Genomic DNA, 20,862 nt, shown 5'->3' on the forward strand with positions numbered 1-20,862 from the left:
GATACAAGTGCATCATTTAAATGATGACTAATGTACAAAGGATGATCCAAATGAATAAAAAGAGTCTCCACTTTTTATTGTTAAAACGCAAGGTTTTAGGTATTGCATTCAATTTACCTGAAGGAGAAGAATTTACATTTCATGACTTGAACAGTCGTGCAAATGTACCGTGTTCTAAAGCAGTACAACAAAATGTTGGACGTTGGTTCGCATATTTTGTAAAACATGCGCCACGTGTTCCATTTATTATTATCGGTAAGGATACTCACGGTCACTTAGTTTATCTTAAAACAGGTCCTAATCCACACCATAACAGCAACCCTTCGAAAGGAGGTGTTCGCTAATGACTCAAACTAACCCTTCATTTAATCCTTCACCACGATACAAATCACAAAAAGGTTGGTATAAAGACAAGCCTCCCAAAGAAAAAGGAGGAATGCCTACTGAAGTTGAAATCGCAGGTCCTATCGTTATCGAAAATAAGTTTATTGACCCTAAAACTAACACTGAAAAAGTAATTATTACAGACGAGGATCAAAAAGAAATTGTTGAATCTAGTGATATTTTAACAACACAAAAACTGCCATCTTTAATGAAGTATGGATTTAGTATTAATGAAAAATATACAAAAGATTTAGGTTATGCGTTGCAACAAATGCGCAATCAATTACCCATTTCCTACTTATATGAAGGGGTAGGTATACTGGAAACACCGTTTGGTCCTATTGTATCGTTAAGTGAAATCTATACTACTAAAGAATTTGATAATAAATCTCCATCTGACGCCATTTGTGATAATGCTTATGACTTAACTCCTAAAGGTACATTTGATAATTGGTTTAACATGTATCTAAAAGAGGTTAAAGGTTCTCTTCTTTTAGAATTAGCAGTCGTATTTGGTATTTCTGCCTTAGTAACGAGTTTCCTGAAGCACAAACATGAAACCGAATTTGCCGGAATCATTTTTAGTTTTACAGGTCAATCCTCAACCGGTAAGTCAACTGCAGCTTCTTTAGCTGTATCAGTCGCTGGTAACCCTACCAAAGGTAATGAAACTCTCTTTAGAAATTGGAATGCCACACGTAATGCACTTGAAGGTTACTTGAGTAACAATTTTGGTATACCTATTGTATTTGATGAACTCTCATCAGCAACTTTTAGAGATACAACGGGGTTATTGTACTCCATCACTGAAGGTCAAGGTCGTCAACGTTCAAACGTTCATGGAGAAGTTAAAACGCCTAAGAATTGGGGTACTTCTGTCATTTCAACGTCAGAATACAGTATTTTTAATGATTCAGCTCAAAACGATGGATTACGTGTAAGAACCATCGAGATTAATGAACAATTCACTACAAATGCGACCAATGCTGACAATATTAAAAAAGCTGTAGCACTAAACTATGGTCATGTTTTACCGTTAGTAGCTAAATATCTTATAAATCGTGAAGATGAAGTTATTCAATGGTTTTACAAGGAAGTAGATTGGTTTGAAGCTAAATTGAAAGATGATAAAAGCAACACAGGCAATCGTATGTTTAAGCGTTATGCAGTCATTACAACATCTGCGAAAATATTAGGTCGTGTTTTATCTACAGATATTGATATCGCTAATATAAGAGACTACTTTATTGATTATCATACTCATACAGTCTCTGAACGCTCATTAGCTGATAAAGCTATTGATGTCATCATTCAATTTGTGGCACAAAACAGAGGTAAGTTTTCAGATGAAGGTGCTTTGAAAAATATGTTTGAGAACTATGGATTAATCTCATTAAAAGATGACCATATCGAAGTAAAAATGATTGCGAACGTTTTTAAACAGATGCTAAACAATCATCACTTCCAAGATGTTAATAATGTTGTCAACGCCTTAAGAGATAAAGGTTTCATATTAGCTGACCGTGGACGCCAAACAACTAAAAGAAGTGTCAAAGATAATAGCGGTAAAAAACAATCACTTGTATTTTACCATCTAAAATTAGATGTAGAGTTTGCATCTATCCTCGGATTAACTAAAGATAAGTCGTTACTTCAAAATTGGACACCGTCAAATGATAACAAAGCTGCGAAAGAACTTTTTAAATCCGCTAATGAAGGGATAGGCCCTTCAGGAGTTCACGAAGATTTCTAATTGTCTTTATCATACAACTGTGAAGCATCAAACTGAATAATCGACGTATTGAAGATAGAACAAATAACGGAGTGAAAAACATGGATGAACTTATCGAGATATTAGCCGATTTGGTAATTGAAGAAATCAATCAAACGAATGACTAATATGGACGCCCAACATCTCATTGATGTTGGGCTTATATATCAATTCATCCATAAATATATATTATCACTGTGAAAGGAGGAGCCGATATGAAACAAGTCATAGGCTATTTACGTCAAAGTACGATGAAACAACAATCTCTTGCAGCACAGAAACAAGCTATCGAAGCAATAGCCGAAAAACATCATATTCAACATATCAACTTTTATAGCGACAAACAATCAGGACGCAAAGATAATCGTAGTGGGTATCGACAAATGACACAATTAATTCAACAAGGACAATGTGACATATTATGCTGTTATCGTCTTAATAGGTTGCATCGTAATTTGAAAAATGCATTAAAACTCATCAAATTATGTCAAACATATCGTGTTCATATCTTAAGTGTGCATGATGGTTATTTTGATATGGATCAAGCTTTCGACCGATTCAAGCTTAATATTTTTATCAGCTTGGCCGAACTTGAATCAGATAACATTGGAGAACAAGTCAGAAATGGGCTTCAAGAAAAAGCAAAGCAAGGTCGATTGATTACAACCCATGCGCCCTTTGGTTACGAATATCACAACGGAACATTCATCATCAATCAAAATGAGTCACCAACGGTAAAGGGTGTATTCAATTATTACCTTAAAGGTCATGGTTATAAGAAAATTGCACAGTTATTAGAAGAAGATAACACGTATATCAATCGACAACCCTATCAAGTTCGTAACATTATCATCAATCCTAATTATTGTGGTCGTGTCAATAATCAATATGGCCAATTCGACAATATGTTTCCTTCTATTGTTTCCACAAGTATATATGAGCAAGCGCAGAGACTTCGATCGCAAAAACAAACCAAACAGACACCTTCGGATAACCAACTAAAACAAAAAATCAAATGCCCATGTTGTAATGCAACACTTACGAATATGACCGTTAGAAAAAAGAATCATACATTACGTTACTACGTCTGTCCTAAAAACATGAATGCTTCACGCTTTGTCTGTGATTTTAAAGGCATCAATGCACAAACACTTGAAGATAAAGTATTAGAAGTGTGCCGAGACTTTTATCAAAATCAACGCATCTACACAAAAATTAAAAGTGCGATTGACAAACGCATCAAAAGACAAAGAAACATAGAAAAACATCACACATTGACTCAAGAACAACTGATAGAAAAGTTGGCACAAGGCATCATTGATGCAGAAACGTTCAGAGAACAAACGCAATCATTACGTCAACAACCGCAACGCACTACATCTATCAATGGGCATCAAATACAACACACCATTCAAAATATTATTCAAAAACGTTTCACGTTAAACATATTGTACCCCTATATTGAAACCATTCACATTACGAAAGATAAAAATCTTATAGGAATCTATTTCAAAAATGAACCACTCAATATCGTCAATCAAACCATGCAATCATCAATTGCATAAACAAAGAAAGGATGAAACATAATGCAACAACTTAAAACAAAACGTGTCGGTATCTATGTACGTGTTTCAACAGAAATGCAAAGCACAGAAGGTTATAGTATCGATGGACAAATCAATCAAATCAAAGAATACTGTGACTTCCATCATTTTGAGGTCAAAGATATATACGCTGATCGTGGTATTTCAGGTAAATCTATGAACAGACCTGAGCTCCAACGTATGTTGAAAGATGCAAAAGAAGGCAATATAGATTGTGTTATGATCTACAAAACAAACCGATTAGCTCGTAATACATCGGATCTTCTGAAAATCGTCGAAGATTTGCATAAACAAAATGTCGAATTTTTCAGTTTATCAGAGCGTATGGAAGTCAATACTTCTTCTGGTAAACTCATGTTACAAATACTTGCGAGTTTCTCAGAATTCGAACGTAATAACATTGTCGAGAATGTATTTATGGGTCAAACGAGACGTGCCCAAGAAGGCTATTATCAAGGCAATTTGCCGCTGGGCTATGACAAAATACCTAATAGTAAACATGAACTGATGATTAATCAACATGAAGCTAATATTGTGAAATATATATTCGAGTCCTATGCCAAAGGACATGGCTATCGTAAAATAGCCAATGCATTAAATCACAAAGGCTATGTCACTAAAAAGGGTAAACCTTTTAGTATTAGTTCTATCACATATATATTAGCTAACCCATTCTATATCGGCAAAATTCAATTTGCGAAATACAAAGATTGGAGTGAAAAACGTCGTAAAGGGCTGAATGATAAACCAGTGATAGCTGAAGGTAAGCATTCCCCCATTATTAATCAAGATTTATGGGATAAAGTACAAATGCGTAAAAAACAAGTCAGTCAAAAACCCCAAGTCCATGGCAAAGGAACGAATCTGCTTACAGGCATTATTCACTGTCCTCAATGTGGCGCACCTATGGCAGCAAGCAATACAACGAATACACTTAAAGATGGGACCAAGAAACGTATTCGTTACTATTCATGTAGTAATTTTCGGAACAAGGGTTCCAAAGTATGCTCGGCAAACAGTGTAAGAGCTGATGTGATTGAAGATTATGTGATGAAGCAAATACTCGAAATAGTCAAAAGTGATAAAGTCATTCAACGCGTTGTAGCACGTGTTAATCAAGAAAATAAAGTTGATGGCGCTGCACTTCATCACGATATTGCTTATAAGCAACAACAATATGATGAAGTACAAACCAAACTAAATAACTTGATTAAAACCATCGAGGATAATCCGGACTTAACATCAGTAATCAGACCAAGTATTCAAAAATATGAAAAGCAACTCAATGACATTACGAATCAAATCAACCAACTCAAAAATCAACAAAATGAAGATAAGTCTTTATTTGATGCCAAACAAATCAGTAAACTATTACAACACATCTTTCAAGATATTAAGCACATGGAAAAATCTCGACTCAAAGCATTGTACCTATCAGTGATTGATCGTATTAATATTAGAAAAGATGACAATCATAAAAAACAGTTCTATGTCACACTCAAACTTAATAATGAAGTAATTAAACAGGTTTTCAATGATACTCCTCTCGACGAAGTGCATCTCAGCACTTCGTCTTTATTTTTACCACAAACCCTATATCTTACTATTTAACTAATAGAACTATTTTTTGACAATAATCTTTCCTATCTTCTTTTACTTATTTTATCTAACTATTTTTGAGAATTCTCTTTATCAATTTCAATAACACTTATCTAATGAGAGAGCGAATTGACAGTATCTATCTACTACTACACGAAGCTTATATTGAAATTGCTAAAGAACATCCCACAATGATTTTTTCTCGGGAAATGATTGGGATTTGCAGATTCGAAGAAGCAGAAGGATTGTGCAAGCACAATCCCAAAATCCCGTTACTTTTTATAAATAAATAATATATATAAGGAAGCAGAGACACAACCCTATCATCAATACTTATAAATAATGAGTTGATTGTTTGTCAAAATAGGCGGAATTTCGGGATTTCCTTGTCATACCAACGTTTGTAGCGGGTTTTTATATGGAATTTTCTCTTATTCCCACCGGGATTCGTAATAAATGACAAATCAAATATATATTATCTCAATGATGTATATGAACTACATCACTATTACACTATCTAGGAGGCAATAATATGAAAACCATCACTCAAGAACTCAAACAATATATGACCCACTTATTCCAACTATCTAATAACGAAGCTTGGGAATGTGAAGCGCTGGAGGAAGCAGCAGAAAATATTCTACCGGAACGTTTTATTAATGATTCTCCACTGGTACAACTCACACTCGAGACTTATACCTACTATAATGATGAGCTACATGAGCTAAGTATCTATCCATTTCTAATGTATGCCAATAACCAACTCATCAGTATTGGTTATCTGGATCATTTTGATATGGACTTTCTGTACCTTACAGATACTCAAAATATCATTATTGATGAACGTCATTTACTAAAACAAGGAGGTCAGGACCATGAATAATTGGATCAAAGTGGCACAAATATCTGTTACAGTCATTAACGAAGTGATTGACATCATGAAAGAAAAGCAAAATGGAGGCAAATAGTATGAAAATCAATCGATACATCACAAGAGGCATTAGTGAACAACTATCTCTAGACCTTCAAATCATACTTTGGAATATGGTAAAAGAAAGAGATAACCACTCTCATACCGATTACCTACACATTTTCAAACTACAAGAAGATGATAATATGTTGTCAGTTACGCATGAACAAGAACAACCCACATACAAATTGGAATATCACTATACAAACGATGAAAAAAATCAAAATGCATTACCTAAGAAAGTCTACGTCATTCGTGAAGATGACGTGGACGCTTTTTATTATGTGATGCTTTTACCAGAAGAATACTAAAGGAAGTGACGATGATGAATACAATCAAAAGTACGATACACACAGAAGCCATATTTAGCGATGATGAACAGCACCGCTATTTACTCAAGAAAACATGGGATGAAAAGAAAGCTGCATGCACAGTGATAACGATGTATCCTCATTTAGACGGTGTATTATCACTCGATCTCACAACTGTTCTTATCCTCAACCAATTAGCTAATTCTGAACAATATGGCGCTGTATATCTTGTAAATCTATTCTCTAATATTAAAAGTCCAGAAAATCTCAAACACATCAAAAATCCATATGATGAGCACACTGATATTCACTTGATGAAAGCGATAAGTGAAAGTGACACAGTGATTCTAGCCTATGGAGCTTATGCGAAGCGGCCAACTGTCGTTGAACGTGTATCACAGGTAATGGAAATGTTAAAACCTCATAAAAAGAAGGTGAAAAAGTTGATAAATCCAGCAACAAATGATATTATGCATCCGCTTAATCCTAAAGCACGTCAAAAATGGACATTGAAATAAAGGATGATTATCTATGAACCATGAAACTAAACAATCAGATTGGCATACAGTTGCTAGTTGTTTAGCATCGCAAAGTTATGTATCAATTGTAAAAGGATTAGTACATCATTTCGCAGCGATTGAAAATGAAGAAATACTTGATAAAATCTATGAAGATTTTATGAATGACGATTGTATTACAACAATACTTAACAATGATTTCCAAGATATTATTAATTATTACTTATCAAAATAAAAATATATTAATTTATTTTTCTAAAATCCTTTTTCGTCCCTCCACCATCTAATAAATTGAGTTTATTGTAAAGTACTTCATTAATTTTTTTGTTGTAAGTTCATACTCAGTTCATAAACTACCGCTATACTTATCTCGTAATTAAAAATAGGGGGAATTAAAATGAAAAGATTAATGTATAGTTCAGCGCTCTATACACTATTAGGGTTATTAAGTGGTCTATTTTATAGAGAAATGACAAAAGCGGAAGATTTTAGCGGTTTTTCTCAATTAAATGTTACACATACACATTTATTAGTACTAGGTACAATTATGTTCTTAATTTTCATGATTATCGAGGGCCAATTCAAATTAACAACTCATACAAAGCTGTTTAACAGTTTCTTTTATATATACCATGTAGGTGTGCTTGTTACTGTGGCAATGCAATTCGTGAACGGTATTTCTACCATTAAAGATCTAAGTGTAAGTCCTGCTATTGCTGGTATTGCTGGTTTAGGACACATATTTTTAACAATTGCGTTTATTCTTTTCTTTATTTTGTTAGGAAAAAGAATAAACAAAAATAAATAATAGTACCTAATTATTGTTTACGTTATTTATCCAAACAATAATCCAGTTGTCCTATGATGATTTTTATTCTTGGAGATTAAAAAATCCTGCAGATGAATAAACATTTATAGGATTTTTAACATTCAACAATGACATTATGTATATACTCAATCTTAAAGCACGTCAAAGTGGACATTAAAATCAAAGAGTATTATCTATGAAACTTGATACTATACAATCAGACTGACGAACAATTACTAATTACCTAGCGTCACAAAATTACATATGATTGTAAAAAAGGATTGGTACATCACTTCACAGCAATTGAAGACAAAGAAATACTTGATAAAATCTATGAAGATTTCACGTAATAATGATTTTCAAAATATTATTAATAATTATTTAACAAAATGAAATGTATATTTCAATAAAACTAGAGCATCCTTCACTTAGCGGTGAGGGATGCTCTATTATTTATTTTTTATTGTTACTATTGACGTATTTATTCTTAATATAAACAAATATGAGAATTTTATAGATTTCATAGTAAGAGTAATAAATCGAGAATAATAAGAAAATGAGAATTAATATGTGATGAATTGTTAAAAAAAGTGTTCACAGTGATGATGACTTATTCGTTATTTATATTTATAATGCAAATATATATGAAGATTTTGGGAGTGGAATTATGAAACTAAGAGCATTAGAATATAGTGATTTACTTTTTGTTCATGAATTAAATAATGAATATTCTATTATGTCTTATTGGTTTGAAGAGCCTTATGAATCCTTAACGGAACTTCAACATTTATTTGATAAGCATTTATTAGATGAATCGGAAAGACGTTTTATTGTTGAAGATGAAAATCAAGTCGTAGGTATTGTTGAATTAGTAGAAATTAATTACATCCATCGTAATTGTGAAATACAAATAATTATTAAACCTGAGTTCAGTGGTAAAGGTTATGCAAAATTCGCATTCGAAAAAGCGATAATTTATGCATTCAATATTTTAAATATGCACAAGATCTATCTATATGTTGATGCAGATAACAAAAAAGCTATTCATATATACGAGTCACAAGGATTTAAAACAGAAGGATTACTCAAAGAGCAATTCTACACTAAAGGTAAATATAAAGATGCCTATTTTATGTCATTATTGAAATCTGAATATATTTTGTAGTATAAAAGATAACTCATATATTCATTTAGGTAGGTTCAAACCTGAATTACTTCTAATAAAATTAAAACGGACTTCTCGCGAATGTCTGTAAGAGGAATAAATTCTTGATAAAATCTACGAGGATTTTATGGATGATGACGCTGTAACAACGGTACTTAATAACGATTTGCAAACAATTATTAATGACTATCTATCAGAATGAAGCTGGTTCTGTTGCAAAGTAAAAAATATAGCTAACCACTAATTTATCATGTCAGTGTTCGCTTAACTTGCTAGCATGATGCTAATTTCGTGGCATGGCGAAAATCCGTAGATCTGAAGAGACCTGCGGTTCTTTTTATATAGAGCGTAAATACATTCAATACCTTTTAAAGTATTCTTTGCTGTATTGATACTTTGATACCTTGTCTTTCTTACTTTAATATGACGGTGATCTTGCTCAATGAGGTTATTCAGATATTTCGATGTACAATGACAGTCAGGTTTAAGTTTAAAAGCTTTAATTACTTTAGCCATTGCTACCTTCGTTGAAGGTGCCTGATCTGTAATTACCTTTTGAGGTTTACCAAATTGTTTAATGAGACGTTTGATAAACGCATATGCTGAATGATTATCTCGTTGCTTACGCAACCAAATATCTAATGTATGTCCCTCTGCATCAATGGCACGATATAAATAGCTCCATTTTCCTTTTATTTTGATGTACGTCTCATCAATACGCCATTTGTAATAAGCTTTTTTATGCTTTTTCTTCCAAATTCGATATAAAATTGGTGCATATTCTTGAACCCAACGGTAGACCGTTGAATGATGAACGTTTACACCACGTTCCCTTAATATTTCAGATATATCACGATAACTCAATGCATATCTTAGATAGTAGCCAACGGCTACAGTGATAACATCCTTGTTAAATTGTTTATATCTGAAATAGTTCATACAGAAGACTCCTTTTTGTTAAAATTATACTATAAATTCAACTTTGCAACAGAACCAAAAACAAACACAAAATGAGTATGATCCACAATTAGAGAAAGAACGAGAAGCCTTTTTAAAACAGCTCCAAACCGATTGGGAAGAATAATAAAAGTAGATGAATTTTTACAAATAGTATCTGCTGATGTATACTGAAGGTAACAAGTGAAGTATGGTTCGCCATATGTCAAAACCCCACTGCCGACCAAAGCAAAGTGGGGTTTTTTATTTATCTTTTTAGGTTATCTGTAATGTAGTTCGCAACTACACCAGCAATAACAGATAAGATAAATGTTCCAACAAGTGAGAGTATCGTTAACGCCATATGCACACCTCCTTTGTGCACGGAAGTGCCTTTCTATTATAAATTATTAATAGAAAGGATGATATGATGAAACGGATTAAATTAAATTTCTTTGATTTAGATGAAATTAGTAGTAGAGAGTTTGATTTCTCAGTTTTAATCATTATGTTATGTATCGCATTTAGAAATTACTTCAGAGGTTATGGTTTTGCTATTCATTTAACTTCCGACTTATTTTTTGAAATGACATTGCTATTACTCCCAGTATCACTTTTACTCTTAAATAAAAAGACAAATGAAGAAATCGCTAATACATTAAAAAGTAATATACCTCTCATCTTTCCAATTTTAGGGGGTATGTTTTATATAGGTATAGGGAGATTTTTAATATATCTCGCTCACAAGATCCCAATCATTGACTTCATATTTAGTCTTTTTGGATTAGTCATGTTAATTGCTGGTATTATAAACATTTTAATTTCAATATTAATATTCGTTACAAAACAACGCGTAAAACAATCAGCGTCTAAAAAATAGACGCTCTTCAACTGAATAAAGATACAAAAATTCTCTTAATGAAAATACATGAAAACGTGTGGTTAAGGGTATGTATAAAATATGAATAATCGATAATCCAAACACAAAGGGACAAACGCTGAAATGACGGCGTTTGTCCCTTTTGGTTTAGTTAACATAATAAAGTGTTATAGGTAGTAGATTTGTATAACATATCCATTCTTATAAAGAGGTTTATCTATATATTGTTATACTAAAATATGATTAGTATTGGTTAATAACCATATCTGTATAGTCTTCTTCTTTTATTATTCGAATTTGATTATTACTCGATTCATGCTCTACTCCCCATACTTTCGACCGTTTAAAAATCAACAAATCACAAAAAACCAATAATATTAGAATACATATTCCTTTGCAAAACTTCATAACATCTCCCCTTAAATACCATTCTTTCTATGGTATATTTTAATAATTTTTAACTGGCTTTTTAGCCAATAATGCACAAACTAAACCAATAATGGGGAAAATAATCATCATATAAATAGTTAATGAATAGGATTGGAAAATATCATGACCTAGGCCTAATGGTAATGGTCCTAAAGAGGAACCAATCACTAGCATAGTTGATCCAATTCCATTTATACTCCCTACATGCTTACGTCCAAAGTAGTTAGCCCAAACAATATTGGTTCCAATTCTTTCTAGACCGTTCGCAATTCCCCATATGATTCCAAATAGAATAGCTAAAGAATATATTGAGGAAACTTCTGTACGGCTCCATCCAAATGTTTGAATATATTCATCAATAAATGCTGCGTTTGAATAAGTTTGGCCAGGGCCAGAGAAGAAAACTGTCAAACCAGCAATAAATACAATAACCCAACCATAATAGAAATTTTTGGTTTTCATCTAATATTCACCTCTAAAATAAAACTCAATCCTTTCACGGATTGAGTTAGACAGACTATTTTACAATAACAACGGGAATTTCTGAACGTTTTGCTACTTTGTGACTGACGCTACCTAACACCATTTCTTGCAAACTATTTAATCCACGTGTTCCCAAAACAATAGCCTGAAATTCTCCACTATTTGCAACTGAAACAACTGTGTCCGCAGGAACACCATGTGCAATTTTCATTTCATATTTCACATTATGCTCTACAAATAACTCAGTGATATGAGAGAGTTTGTCTTCTCTTTCATTCGTCAAACTGGAACTTTGTTTACCATGTAAAACATCTGTTTTCGACTCCTCAACATCTACAACTGTAAGAATAGTAACAACAGTATTATCATCTATAAAATTTAAAACTTCTTTTGCTGAACGCAAACTATTTTCTGACCCATCTGCTGCTAATAAAATTGATTTATACATAAATAACGCTCCTTTAGTTTAAATGATTTTCATTTAGTTGGCTTAACTCTGAAACAATTTTACGACTATCTGAATTTAATTTTTCTACACGAACAATATTATTTTTTTCTTCGAATTTTCGTACTATCGTGTCAATTGCATCGACTGCAGAATCATCCCATAAGTGTGCATTATTGAAGTTTAATTCTATGGTACTATTTTTAATATCGAAGTTAATTTGATCCATCATAGAGTCAATAGAAACAAAGAAGATTTGTCCTTTAAAAGATAATCGATTTATTTTACCGAATTCTTCAGAAATTACTTCTACTTTTGAAATTTTAGTAGCAAAGAATAAAGCGCTGAAAACGACCCCTGCAACAACACCTATAGCTAAGTTATGAGTCATTAAAACGATAATCATCGTAATGAGCATAACAACTGCATCTGTTTTCGGTGCTTTTTTAATATATTTAAAAGAATTCCAATCAAATGTACCAACAGAAACCATAACCATAATACCTGCTAAAATTGGCATTGGAACCTGCACTACGAGTCCTCCAAGTACAATAATCATAAATATAAGTACGATACCGGCTGTAAATGTAGACAATCTACTGTTTGCTCCTGATTTAACATTGATGACCGATTGACCAATCATGGCACAACCACCCATACCACCAAATAAACCGGTGATCATGTTAGCGATACCTTGACCACGTGACTCTCTATTTTTACTACTATAAGTATCTGTAGCATCATCTACAATTTTAGCTGTAAGTAAGCTTTCTACTAAACCTACAATAGCCATAGATAAAGAGTAAGGGAAAATAATTTGAAGTGTTTCTAAATTAAAGGGCACATTAGGGATTAAAAAGTGAGGTAAAGCTTGTTTAATATTCCCTAAATCTCCGACAGTTCTCACGTCAGAACCTGTATACATATAAAGGGCAGTCAACACGATAATAGCTATTAATGGTGCAGGTATAGCTTTAAAAAATCTTGGAATTATATATACAATGAGTAACGTGATAATTACATATATATATGTTGAAATTGATATTCCAAAGATATGTTCTATTTGAGACATAAAAATCATTATTCCTAGGGCATTTACAAACCCAATCATGACGGAATGAGGTATAAATTTCATTAGACGACCAACTTTAAGTAGTCCTAAAATTAATTGGATTAACCCCATTAGTATAGTAGCAGCTAGAAGATACTCTACACCGTAATCTTTCACAAGTGGAACAATTAATAAGGCAATAGCCCCTGTTGCACCTGATATCATTGCTGGTCTGCCACCTACAATAGCAGTAACCACAGCAATAATGAACGAAGCATATAAACCAACCATTGGATCTACACCTGCAATAATTGAAAATGCAATAGCTTCAGGGATTAAAGCTAAAGCAACTACAATACCGGCAAGTATATTTTTTCCTGGCTGGTTAAGCCATTCATTTTTTAATTTTTCAACCATAACTTACTCTCCTTTTTATTTAATTATATTGTAAAGTATAACAGAAAAGTTTCATATGTATACCCGTTAATGAAACTTTATGTTACACTTCACCTACAGGGTGGTGCAATTAAATGAAATACGGTTATATTAGACCCGTTACAATAAACGACAATTTAAATGAACAAAAAAAGAAAATAGAAAATCATACAAATGAAATTGTTGAAGAAATTCATGCTAATAATAAGAAGAGGAATATATTAGATGTTCTTTTAAATGAAAAATTAGTTTCTGGAGATATGTTATACGTTACGGATTTATGTATTCTTGCAGATTCTACGAAACATTTAGTAGATATATTAGATTATCTTTCTCAGGAGGATATATCTTTATATGTTATTAATTTAAATCGTTATATTTATAAAGACATCAAAGGTGAATTTATAGAAATATTACATGATATCACAGACTTCCAAAGTGACATTGTCAAATTTAGAACTCGTTTAGGTTTAGAAAATTATGCAAAAGAAGGAAAAAACTTAGGAAGACCCAAAAGAAACGACAAAAATCTTAGTGATGCTATTGAAATGTATATGAGTAAAAAATACACTTTAAATGAGATAAAAGAACAGACAAATATAAGTAGAGCAACTTTGTATCGTCATCTAGATAAATAAGAGGTGATGAACGTTGTTAAAACAAGATTTAATGTATAGTGTACTGTTATCGATTAAAGAAGGAGAAAGTGTAGATTTTAAAACCTTAAATGTGAGTGAAAAAACTTTTTTATTAGCACTCGAGAGTATAGCGAGACAAGATTTAGCTGAAAATGTAGAATTGTTTTATAATAAATGTTTTCCGATTTGTGGGACAACACGATACGCAGAGTTAACAGAAAAAGGACATAAAAATATTTCTGAATATCAAATAGAATATAAGTATTAATAACTGTAAAAATTTGATTAAAACATAGAAAAAAAGAATATTTAATACGCATAACACCTTAATAAATAATCTTTGCTTTTCAGAACTTCATTTATGAGCAACCATATTTTTGGTTGCTGGTGTTTTGATTTTGAATTTGGTTTTGAACTATGAGTGGCTAGCATTTTGCCACTCATTTTTTGCGTTAGCAAAAACATAAAGGGTATGGGATATAATCCCATCAAGTACGGCGTGCTAGAACGAAGTGGATAGCAAAGCCAGTGCTTGCCAAACCACATAACGACTTGATAAATTTTGCTTTACCCTGTAAAGTAAAATTATATTAAGGAGTTATCTTTCGTAGAAAGCGTGGTGGGATGTATGAGCGAACAAAACACATTTGTGGCTAGCGACGAAACTGTTGGGCGAAACCGTAAACCCAACCGTAAGGCGCCGAAACAAATTAGTTTTCGTGTGAGCGAATCCGAATATTTAAAGTTACAACAATCAGCTGAAACTTTAAATATGAGTGTGCCTGCATTCGTTAAGAAGAAGGCACAAGGTGCCCGATTGGTCGCACCCAAATTGGATCAAGCAACGCGACAATCGGTAGCAAAAGATTTGAGTATGTTAGGCGCAAATGCCAATCAGATTGCCAAATATTGTAATCAACATCAACATGAAGCACCGAACTATGAAGCATTAGAACGCAATATCAGTGAATTACGTGAAAGGCTTGATGAGGTATGGAAAACACTAAAGGAACAATGATTGTAAGTGCGATATTATTAGTTGTTTGTTTAGCAATTGCCAGTTTTTTAATTTTCCATGAACAACAAATTTTTCCAAGTTTGATTTTTTTAGGATTAGCTTTTATTGATGGCACTAAATTTTATCTGTCTTATCAAAAATTGAAAGAACGTGATCATCATGGCGACAACTAAATTAAGTGCGACTAAATCAACGTCACGGGCCATTAATTATGCTGAAAAACGCGCGGTTGAAAAAAGTGGTTTAAATTGTGATGTCGACTATGCCAAATCGAGTTTTAAAGCTTCTCGTGAGTTATATGGTAAAACCGATGGGAATCAAGGGCATGTCATTATCCAATCGTTTAAACCTGGCGAAGTCACGCCCGAACAATGTAATCAATTAGGCTTAGCACTCGCTGAAAAGCTCGCACCGAATCATCAAGTGGCGGTCTATACGCATGCAGATACAGACCATGTACACAATCATATTGTGATTAATTCAATTGACCTCGAGACAGGTAAGAAATTCAATAACAATAAACAAGCGTTACGTAATGTCAGAAATTTCAATGATGAGGTTTGCATGGAACATGGTTTAAGCGTGCCAGAAAAGGACACAGCACGCTTACGTTATACGCAGACAGAAAAAGCGATTGCTGACCCTAATACGAAATCAACAGCCCAATATTCATGGAAAGATGAGATTAGAGAGGCGATAGACCAATCACAAGCAACGAATATGGATGAATTCAAAGACCATTTAAACCAATATGGTATTGAAATTGAACGTGTCACACCCAAAAGCATTACCTATCGACACTTAGCCGAAGATAAAAAGGTGCGTGGGCGTAAACTCGGCGAAGATTACAATAAAGGAGGTATCGAAGATGGCTTTGAAAGACAAATTCAACGACGGAGACAACAAGAACGAGACTCAGACACCGAATGCCAGCCAAAACGACCAACTTCAAGTCGTGATGAATCAACTGAACGAGATACAGGCGTCACTCAATCAGATTGGGACCAATTCGCCCAAGACACAAATGAGCTTGAGCGTAGCAGACAAGCTGCAGAATCAGCAAGACTTGCTGATGAAAAGGCTCGAAGAGATCGAGAAGAGAGAGAACGAGCGAAACAAGCGTCACGACGAATTATTAACAACGATCGAGACCACGGCCTCGAACTTTAATCAAGCGACTGAAATCACACAAAAGCGTTTTATCAGTGTAGCGAAACACTATATTGAACGCATTAATAACGATAATTTAAAACAAGATTTTCAAACAGCCATCCAAGAAGAATTGAAAGATGTAAAAACAGACACACATAAGGCGATTGAGCAGTTACAAACCAATCAAGCAGAACTGCAACAAGCGAATAACGATTATAAAGCAACCATGGATGAACGTATCAAGCACAACGAAACAGCTGTTAAACAATATGATCAAGCGTTTCATCGTTTAACCAAAGGCATTACAGCGATGTTTTTTATTATTGCTTTAGTCATGGTCACATTTTTAGTCTTAAGTCCCTTAGGCGACTGGTTAGGTGTGCAACATTTTTATGAATGGCTGAACTATGTCCTGAAAACAGGTCATTCAGCATGGCGTTATTTCATACTTATTTTCTATCTTGTTCCTTATGCTTTATTTGGAGGACTTATATATGCCATTTTAAGCGTGTATAAGCGCATTTAATATAAATGTTGAATAAAAACCACATTTGAGGTAATAAAAAAGCTGTATCAAGCTTAAAATAGCTTAGAAATGAAAAGAGAAATAAAAAGTAACACACGCCATTATGCCGAGAAAATTTATTGTGCATTGAGAAGAACCCTTAATTAAACTGTTTCGACGAATGTCGGTATAGCGTGAGCTATGAAACCGACGAGTCGACAGTTTTTGGGTTTATTAAGGGTTCAGAGGCTCAATGTCAATAAAGCAATTGGAATAATGCATTAAAGTTATATTACTTATTGCTTTTTTAAATAATAAAAACCAACCACAAGTGTGGTTGGTTTCCTTTTTGTCTTTTGAATTTGTGAGGGGCAAATTGCCCCGAACTTTTTAATATCTTTTTATAAATCTTTTTAAAACCTTTTTAGGAGGGATTTGATCCTCAGAGTGACAACGGATTTGAGATGTTAAAGGCAACCAATCATTAAACTAAAGGCAACCAATCATTAAACTAAAGAAACTTTTTTTATATTAGGTTTCTTTATGTTATTATTGTTTATAAAATAGTTATTATAAGTATTTTCAATTAAAGTTAATAGGAATCTTTATTCTATAAAGGTTTCTTTTAGATTGGAGTGGAGTTAGTTGAGTGGAGAAACAGTAGTATATAAAAATGATATGAATTTAGTTCCATTGAGAAAATTTAATAATACTGAAGTTAATTTATTTTTTACTTTGTGTAATAAATTAAAAGATAAAGGCAATTTGACTGTTAATGTGCCATTTGAAGAATTAAAAGAATTAAGTAATTACTATAGTCATGATAAAAAGCTTTTTATTCAAGATTTAGAAAAATTCTATGATAAAGTTTTCTCTTTAACATATAGAGAAGAAACTGAGAATGTTATTAGAAAATTTATTCTTTTTACTAAAGTAGAAATTTATAAAGATAAAGAGTATGTGGCTATTGGTGTTAATCCAGATTTAGAACATATTATTAATTCATTAACTAGTAACTTCACTAAATTTGAACTTAGAGAAATGACACACCTTAAATCTACATATTCTAAGCATATGTTCAGAATACTTAAGCAGTATAAACATACTGGCTATGTAAAAATTAAAATTGATGATTTTAGAGAACGGCTAGATATTCCTAATAGTTACCGTATGACAAATATTAATCAAAAAGTATTAGCCCCTATCATTAAAGAATTAGGCTTCATTTTTAATAATCTTAATATCAATAAAATAAAGGCAAAAAAAGGACGTAAAATTGAATGGTTAGAGTTTACTTTTGATGCTGAGAAACGTATTCACAGTAAACGACAGCCACAAATGGTGAATATAGGTAAGTCACGACAATATATCAGTCGTGAGAAAACACCAAAATGGTTAGAAGAACGCACATATGAAAAACAAGGTTCTGTTGCAAAGTAAAAAATATAGCTAACCACTAATTTATCATGTCAGTGTTCGCTTAACTTGCTAGCATGATGCTAATTTCGTGGCATGGCGAAAATCCGTAGATCTGAAGAGACCTGCGGTTCTTTTTATATAGAGCGTAAATACATTCAATACCTTTTAAAGTATTCTTTGCTGTATTGATACTTTGATACCTTGTCTTTCTTACTTTAATATGACGGTGATCTTGCTCAATGAGGTTATTCAGATATTTCGATGTACAATGACAGTCAGGTTTAAGTTTAAAAGCTTTAATTACTTTAGCCATTGCTACCTTCGTTGAAGGTGCCTGATCTGTAATTACCTTTTGAGGTTTACCAAATTGTTTAATGAGACGTTTGATAAACGCATATGCTGAATGATTATCTCGTTGCTTACGCAACCAAATATCTAATGTATGTCCCTCTGCATCAATGGCACGATATAAATAGCTCCATTTTCCTTTTATTTTGATGTACGTCTCATCAATACGCCATTTGTAATAAGCTTTTTTATGCTTTTTCTTCCAAATTCGATATAAAATTGGTGCATATTCTTGAACCCAACGGTAGACCGTTGAATGATGAACGTTTACACCACGTTCCCTTAATATTTCAGATATATCACGATAACTCAATGCATATCTTAGATAGTAGCCAACGGCTACAGTGATAACATCCTTGTTAAATTGTTTATATCTGAAATAGTTCATACAGAAGACTCCTTTTTGTTAAAATTATACTATAAATTCAACTTTGCAACAGAACCAAATATAATCTATTTGGTTTATTAAGGCCAACACGCTCTTGAGTTAATAAATTAAAATTTACTAACTCTTTTTTCAATTTTATGATTTTTTGTTCTCCATAACCTAAGTACTCACACAAATGTTTATTACTGAAAATAAAGTAAATGTTATTATTTCTATCTACCCATTCATTTTGGATGGATAATTCGAAACGATCTTTTAATAATGCATACATAATTTTGGCTTCTGCTGACATTTTCTTAAAATATGCATCTTCGAACAAATATTTAGGCAGTTGGTAAAATCTTTCAGTTTTTACTTGTGATAAATTGTATTTCTCAAAATTGGGCATAATAAAAACCTCATTTCCACTTTTTGGATAGAGGTAATAAAACAATTTTTACGTAGGTTATATGTTTTGTACTTGCACTTATATGATTAGATATATATAATACAAGTATCAAAAAATTATATAAACAGACGAATGCGAATCGTTTTATTACCGAGAGTCGATGCTACGCCAATAGTATCGACTCTTTTAATATTCACAAAGTAATATTAACACTTTTAAGATTGTATATAAAGCTTTTTAAGTTTAGTTGAAAGAACATTGTAACTTTAAAATGATAAAAATTCACTACTTTAGTACCTAATTAGCCACCTATAGAAGTTTTTAACGGCTAATTAGGTACTAAAGTAGTGAAATAGGTAGTAAATTTAGATGTCGAAAGATGAAAAAATATTTGTTAGGTGGTAAAATTTAGGTACCAATTTATGTACCTAAGGATGAATGTTATGAAAACTATTAAAATGGTTGCTGATGAATTGAATGTAACTAAACAAACTATTGTTAATAATGCTAAAAACTTAAATATATCTTTTAAAAAAGAAAATGGAATTAATTATATTAATGATAATGATTGTTTAAAAATTATAGAAAAGATCACTAAGAAAGAAAGGACAATGCAAAATAAAGAATCAATAAAAAAAGAAAGATTTAATGAAAATACTGCAGAGTTTGAAAAGCATATATACAATAATTCAAATAGTTTTGAGTCATTAAAAACAAAAGTAAATGAATTAGAAAAGCAAATAGAAATCTTTGAAACTAGAGCTAAAAATGATGAAAAATATATTGAGAATTTAACTAAACAACTAGATCAACAAAATAGCAATGTTAATACATTAAATAAACTGTTGGAGAATCAACAAATATTAGCTTTAGAAAGTAATAAAAAGATTCAAAAACTAGAAAACCAATTAGAAGAAGAAAGACAGCTTAATTACTCTTTTGATACAGCGACTAATGATAGACAAAGCATTAATCCGCAAGAAGCAACTTTTACTGAAGAATATAAAAATAGCAACCAACAACAAAAGAAAATACAACCAATAGAAGCAGAATTAAATCATAAGGGCATAACTAAAGCGAAAAAGGATGACAGTGAAAACGAAGACGTATTAAAGAGAGATGATAAACTATCTGAAGAAATAGAGAGTGGACCTGAGGACAGGGAAGTAGAAACACCTAAAAAGGGGTTTTGGAGTCGTTTGTTTGGTAGCTAAAAT

24 protein-coding genes and 2 pseudogenes are annotated in these 20,862 nt (G+C 32.4%); 20 read left to right on the plus strand and 6 right to left on the minus strand.

Annotation, left to right across the window (positions count from 1 at the left end):
• The first annotated feature begins 50 nt into the window (after positions 1–50).
• From ssb to JQN76_RS03270, 10 genes are all read left to right on the plus strand, one after another.
• Positions 51–344, plus strand: a complete 294-nt coding sequence (gene ssb / locus JQN76_RS03225; protein ID WP_001836558.1) for a cassette chromosome ssDNA-binding protein — start codon at positions 51–53, stop codon at positions 342–344.
• Entirely contained in the window at positions 344–2,137 is a 1,794-nt protein-coding gene (cch1, locus tag JQN76_RS03230) for a cassette chromosome replicative helicase (protein ID WP_001836568.1), read from the plus strand. Before ssb ends, cch1 begins: the two co-directional genes overlap by 1 nt.
• A gap of 233 nt (positions 2,138–2,370) precedes the next feature.
• On the plus strand, positions 2,371–3,720 hold the full coding sequence (ccrA, locus tag JQN76_RS03235) for a cassette chromosome recombinase CcrA (RefSeq protein ID WP_001836585.1): 1,350 nt from the start codon (positions 2,371–2,373) through the stop codon (positions 3,718–3,720).
• Positions 3,721–3,741: 21 nt separating this feature from the next.
• On the plus strand, positions 3,742–5,370 hold the full coding sequence (gene ccrB, locus JQN76_RS03240; protein ID WP_001836582.1) for a cassette chromosome recombinase CcrB: 1,629 nt from the start codon (positions 3,742–3,744) through the stop codon (positions 5,368–5,370).
• Positions 5,371–5,890: 520 nt separating this feature from the next.
• On the plus strand, positions 5,891–6,241 hold the full coding sequence (locus tag JQN76_RS03245; RefSeq protein WP_001836581.1) for an SAUGI family uracil-DNA glycosylase inhibitor: 351 nt from the start codon (positions 5,891–5,893) through the stop codon (positions 6,239–6,241).
• A gap of 86 nt (positions 6,242–6,327) precedes the next feature.
• Positions 6,328–6,639 carry a DUF960 family protein gene (locus JQN76_RS03250; protein ID WP_001836584.1) on the plus strand — a complete coding sequence of 104 codons (312 nt, stop codon included), beginning with the start codon at positions 6,328–6,330 and terminating at the stop codon, positions 6,637–6,639.
• A gap of 14 nt (positions 6,640–6,653) precedes the next feature.
• On the plus strand, positions 6,654–7,157 hold the full coding sequence (locus JQN76_RS03255) for a DUF1643 domain-containing protein (protein WP_002494302.1): 504 nt from the start codon (positions 6,654–6,656) through the stop codon (positions 7,155–7,157).
• A 13-nt stretch (positions 7,158–7,170) separates the two neighbouring features.
• Positions 7,171–7,392: a hypothetical protein gene (locus tag JQN76_RS03260; protein WP_001836575.1), complete on the plus strand. Its 222-nt coding sequence runs from the start codon at positions 7,171–7,173 to the stop codon at positions 7,390–7,392.
• A gap of 162 nt (positions 7,393–7,554) precedes the next feature.
• Positions 7,555–7,965 carry a DUF2871 domain-containing protein gene (locus tag JQN76_RS03265; RefSeq protein WP_001836564.1) on the plus strand — a complete coding sequence of 137 codons (411 nt, stop codon included), beginning with the start codon at positions 7,555–7,557 and terminating at the stop codon, positions 7,963–7,965.
• Between the two features lie 667 nt (positions 7,966–8,632).
• The gene (locus tag JQN76_RS03270) at positions 8,633–9,130 is read left to right on the plus strand and encodes a GNAT family N-acetyltransferase (protein WP_000776433.1); all 498 of its coding nucleotides are present in this window, start codon (positions 8,633–8,635) and stop codon (positions 9,128–9,130) included.
• A gap of 264 nt (positions 9,131–9,394) precedes the next feature.
• Here JQN76_RS03270 and JQN76_RS03275 read toward each other — a convergent pair whose 3' ends face one another.
• Positions 9,395–10,069: an IS6-like element IS257 family transposase gene (locus JQN76_RS03275; protein ID WP_001105999.1), complete on the minus strand. Its 675-nt coding sequence runs from the start codon at positions 10,067–10,069 to the stop codon at positions 9,395–9,397.
• A 55-nt stretch (positions 10,070–10,124) separates the two neighbouring features.
• Between JQN76_RS03275 and JQN76_RS14305 the strand changes: the two are divergent.
• Positions 10,125–10,214 (plus strand): annotated as a pseudogene (locus tag JQN76_RS14305) (replication initiation protein); the annotation flags it as partial.
• A gap of 282 nt (positions 10,215–10,496) precedes the next feature.
• Positions 10,497–10,946, plus strand: a complete 450-nt coding sequence (locus JQN76_RS03280; RefSeq protein ID WP_001836863.1) for a hypothetical protein — start codon at positions 10,497–10,499, stop codon at positions 10,944–10,946.
• A 447-nt stretch (positions 10,947–11,393) separates the two neighbouring features.
• Here the strand turns inward: JQN76_RS03280 and JQN76_RS03285 are convergent, their stop codons facing one another.
• The 3 genes from JQN76_RS03285 to JQN76_RS03295 are packed head-to-tail and all read right to left on the minus strand — an operon-like array spanning position 11,394 to position 13,771.
• Complete coding sequence (locus JQN76_RS03285; protein ID WP_001836860.1) at positions 11,394–11,837, minus strand: MFS transporter; 444 nt, start codon at positions 11,835–11,837, stop codon at positions 11,394–11,396.
• 55 nt (positions 11,838–11,892) lie between these two features.
• Positions 11,893–12,306: a universal stress protein gene (locus tag JQN76_RS03290; protein ID WP_001836859.1), complete on the minus strand. Its 414-nt coding sequence runs from the start codon at positions 12,304–12,306 to the stop codon at positions 11,893–11,895.
• Positions 12,307–12,319: 13 nt separating this feature from the next.
• Positions 12,320–13,771, minus strand: a complete 1,452-nt coding sequence (locus tag JQN76_RS03295; RefSeq protein ID WP_001836864.1) for a SulP family inorganic anion transporter — start codon at positions 13,769–13,771, stop codon at positions 12,320–12,322.
• A gap of 113 nt (positions 13,772–13,884) precedes the next feature.
• Here JQN76_RS03295 and JQN76_RS03300 point away from each other — a divergent pair, with 113 nt between their 5' ends.
• The 7 genes from JQN76_RS03300 (at position 13,885) to JQN76_RS03330 (ending at position 18,542) form a co-directional block, all read left to right on the plus strand.
• The gene (locus tag JQN76_RS03300) at positions 13,885–14,427 is read left to right on the plus strand and encodes a recombinase family protein (protein WP_001836856.1); all 543 of its coding nucleotides are present in this window, start codon (positions 13,885–13,887) and stop codon (positions 14,425–14,427) included.
• Positions 14,428–14,440: 13 nt separating this feature from the next.
• Positions 14,441–14,695 (plus strand): hypothetical protein, encoded by a 255-nt coding sequence (locus JQN76_RS03305; RefSeq protein WP_001836853.1) that lies wholly within the window; start codon positions 14,441–14,443, stop codon positions 14,693–14,695.
• A 360-nt stretch (positions 14,696–15,055) separates the two neighbouring features.
• Positions 15,056–15,445, plus strand: coding sequence for a plasmid mobilization protein (locus JQN76_RS03310; protein ID WP_001836861.1), 390 nt, complete (start codon positions 15,056–15,058; stop codon positions 15,443–15,445).
• Complete coding sequence (locus tag JQN76_RS03315) at positions 15,421–15,618, plus strand: hypothetical protein (protein ID WP_001836858.1); 198 nt, start codon at positions 15,421–15,423, stop codon at positions 15,616–15,618. Before JQN76_RS03310 ends, JQN76_RS03315 begins: the two co-directional genes overlap by 25 nt.
• Positions 15,605–16,615, plus strand: a complete 1,011-nt coding sequence (locus tag JQN76_RS03320; RefSeq protein WP_001836862.1) for a relaxase/mobilization nuclease domain-containing protein — start codon at positions 15,605–15,607, stop codon at positions 16,613–16,615. Before JQN76_RS03315 ends, JQN76_RS03320 begins: the two co-directional genes overlap by 14 nt.
• Before the next feature lie 112 nt (positions 16,616–16,727).
• Complete coding sequence (locus tag JQN76_RS03325) at positions 16,728–17,123, plus strand: hypothetical protein (protein ID WP_001836857.1); 396 nt, start codon at positions 16,728–16,730, stop codon at positions 17,121–17,123.
• Positions 17,124–17,747: 624 nt separating this feature from the next.
• Positions 17,748–18,542, plus strand: a complete 795-nt coding sequence (locus JQN76_RS03330; RefSeq protein ID WP_047210380.1) for a replication initiation protein — start codon at positions 17,748–17,750, stop codon at positions 18,540–18,542.
• A gap of 40 nt (positions 18,543–18,582) precedes the next feature.
• Here JQN76_RS03330 and JQN76_RS03335 read toward each other — a convergent pair whose 3' ends face one another.
• On the minus strand, positions 18,583–19,257 hold the full coding sequence (locus JQN76_RS03335) for an IS6-like element IS257 family transposase (RefSeq protein WP_001105999.1): 675 nt from the start codon (positions 19,255–19,257) through the stop codon (positions 18,583–18,585).
• 52 nt (positions 19,258–19,309) lie between these two features.
• Positions 19,310–19,645 (minus strand): annotated as a pseudogene (locus JQN76_RS03340) (replication initiator protein A); the annotation flags it as partial.
• 443 nt (positions 19,646–20,088) lie between these two features.
• Here JQN76_RS03340 and JQN76_RS03345 point away from each other — a divergent pair.
• The gene (locus tag JQN76_RS03345) at positions 20,089–20,859 is read left to right on the plus strand and encodes a DUF536 domain-containing protein (protein ID WP_001813127.1); all 771 of its coding nucleotides are present in this window, start codon (positions 20,089–20,091) and stop codon (positions 20,857–20,859) included.
• Positions 20,860–20,862 lie beyond the last annotated feature (3 nt).

This window comes from Staphylococcus sp. SM3655, assembly GCF_016917315.1.
Classification (GTDB): Bacteria; Bacillota; Bacilli; order Staphylococcales; family Staphylococcaceae; genus Staphylococcus; species Staphylococcus aureus.

Bases quoted from the DNA above. Each gene is read 5' to 3' on its own strand.
- ssb (WP_001836558.1), top strand. From the start codon at position 51: ATGAATAAAAAGAGTCTCCACTTTTTATTGTTAAAACGCAAGGTTTTA.
- cch1 (WP_001836568.1), top strand. From the start codon at position 344: ATGACTCAAACTAACCCTTCATTTAATCCTTCACCACGATACAAATCA.
- ccrA (WP_001836585.1), top strand. From the start codon at position 2,371: ATGAAACAAGTCATAGGCTATTTACGTCAAAGTACGATGAAACAACAA.
- ccrB (WP_001836582.1), top strand. From the start codon at position 3,742: ATGCAACAACTTAAAACAAAACGTGTCGGTATCTATGTACGTGTTTCA.
- JQN76_RS03245 (WP_001836581.1), top strand. From the start codon at position 5,891: ATGAAAACCATCACTCAAGAACTCAAACAATATATGACCCACTTATTC.
- JQN76_RS03250 (WP_001836584.1), top strand. From the start codon at position 6,328: ATGAAAATCAATCGATACATCACAAGAGGCATTAGTGAACAACTATCT.
- JQN76_RS03255 (WP_002494302.1), top strand. From the start codon at position 6,654: ATGAATACAATCAAAAGTACGATACACACAGAAGCCATATTTAGCGAT.
- JQN76_RS03260 (WP_001836575.1), top strand. From the start codon at position 7,171: ATGAACCATGAAACTAAACAATCAGATTGGCATACAGTTGCTAGTTGT.
- JQN76_RS03265 (WP_001836564.1), top strand. From the start codon at position 7,555: ATGAAAAGATTAATGTATAGTTCAGCGCTCTATACACTATTAGGGTTA.
- JQN76_RS03270 (WP_000776433.1), top strand. From the start codon at position 8,633: ATGAAACTAAGAGCATTAGAATATAGTGATTTACTTTTTGTTCATGAA.
- JQN76_RS03275 (WP_001105999.1), bottom strand. From the start codon at position 10,069: ATGAACTATTTCAGATATAAACAATTTAACAAGGATGTTATCACTGTA.
- JQN76_RS03280 (WP_001836863.1), top strand. From the start codon at position 10,497: ATGAAACGGATTAAATTAAATTTCTTTGATTTAGATGAAATTAGTAGT.
- JQN76_RS03285 (WP_001836860.1), bottom strand. From the start codon at position 11,837: ATGAAAACCAAAAATTTCTATTATGGTTGGGTTATTGTATTTATTGCT.
- JQN76_RS03290 (WP_001836859.1), bottom strand. From the start codon at position 12,306: ATGTATAAATCAATTTTATTAGCAGCAGATGGGTCAGAAAATAGTTTG.
- JQN76_RS03295 (WP_001836864.1), bottom strand. From the start codon at position 13,771: ATGGTTGAAAAATTAAAAAATGAATGGCTTAACCAGCCAGGAAAAAAT.
- JQN76_RS03300 (WP_001836856.1), top strand. From the start codon at position 13,885: ATGAAATACGGTTATATTAGACCCGTTACAATAAACGACAATTTAAAT.
- JQN76_RS03310 (WP_001836861.1), top strand. From the start codon at position 15,056: ATGAGCGAACAAAACACATTTGTGGCTAGCGACGAAACTGTTGGGCGA.
- JQN76_RS03315 (WP_001836858.1), top strand. From the start codon at position 15,421: ATGGAAAACACTAAAGGAACAATGATTGTAAGTGCGATATTATTAGTT.
- JQN76_RS03320 (WP_001836862.1), top strand. From the start codon at position 15,605: ATGGCGACAACTAAATTAAGTGCGACTAAATCAACGTCACGGGCCATT.
- JQN76_RS03335 (WP_001105999.1), bottom strand. From the start codon at position 19,257: ATGAACTATTTCAGATATAAACAATTTAACAAGGATGTTATCACTGTA.
- JQN76_RS03345 (WP_001813127.1), top strand. From the start codon at position 20,089: ATGAAAACTATTAAAATGGTTGCTGATGAATTGAATGTAACTAAACAA.